The organism is Streptomyces sp. YS-3, assembly GCF_045257485.1.
GTDB lineage: Bacteria > Actinomycetota > Actinomycetes > Streptomycetales > Streptomycetaceae > Streptomyces.
This window is the reverse complement of the sequence record NZ_JBJHPC010001160.1, coordinates 1-688: the sequence shown is the minus strand read 5'-3', so window position 1 is coordinate 688 and position 688 is coordinate 1. Positions and strand designations below refer to the sequence as shown.

At 73.8% G+C, this 688-nt stretch carries 1 protein-coding gene; it reads left to right on the top strand.

Features of this window, described 5'->3' with window-relative positions:
- Positions 1 to 688, top strand: a 688-nt coding sequence (locus ACJA3G_RS38085; protein WP_406557561.1) for a condensation domain-containing protein, incomplete at both ends; no start/stop codon positions are given.

The window sequence follows — 688 nt, the reverse complement described above, 5'->3', positions numbered from 1 at the left end:
CCTTCCGGCTGACCGAGGAGCAGACGGCGGCGCTGACCGCGCGGGCCCGCGAGCAGGGCCTGCTGCTCACCTCCGTCGTCCAGGGCGCCTGGGCGGCCCTGCTGGCCCGCACCACCGGCCAGGACGACATCGTCTTCGGCTGCACCGTCAGCGGCCGGCCCGCCGAACTGCCCGGCGCCGACGACATGATCGGCATGCTCATCAACACCGTGCCGGTCCGCGCCCGCGTCGAGGCGACCGCCTCCCTCACCGACCTGTGCCGCCTCCTCCAGCGCCAGCGCGCCGACCTGCTCGACCACGACCACATCGGGCTCACCGAGATCCAGCGCCTGGCGGGCTCTGCGGCAGCGCTCTTCGACACCAACCTGGTCTTCGAGAACTTCCCCCTGGGCGACTACCGCCTGGACGTGCCCGGCCTCGACCTGGACACGCGGATCTCGTTCCGCGACACCACCCACTTCCCCCTCACCCTGGTGGTCGAACCGGGCACCACGCTCGGCCTGCGGCTCAGCCACCACCCCGACCTCCTCGACCGCGACCGCGCCACCGACCTCGGCGCCCGCCTCGTCCGGCTCCTCGACCGCTGGAGCAGCGCCCCCGAAACCCCCCTCGCCGCCCTCGAAGACCACTGCGGTGGCGTCGGGGGTGCGGGCCGCCTGGGCCTCGAAGAGCTCGGGCAGGGTGGTGG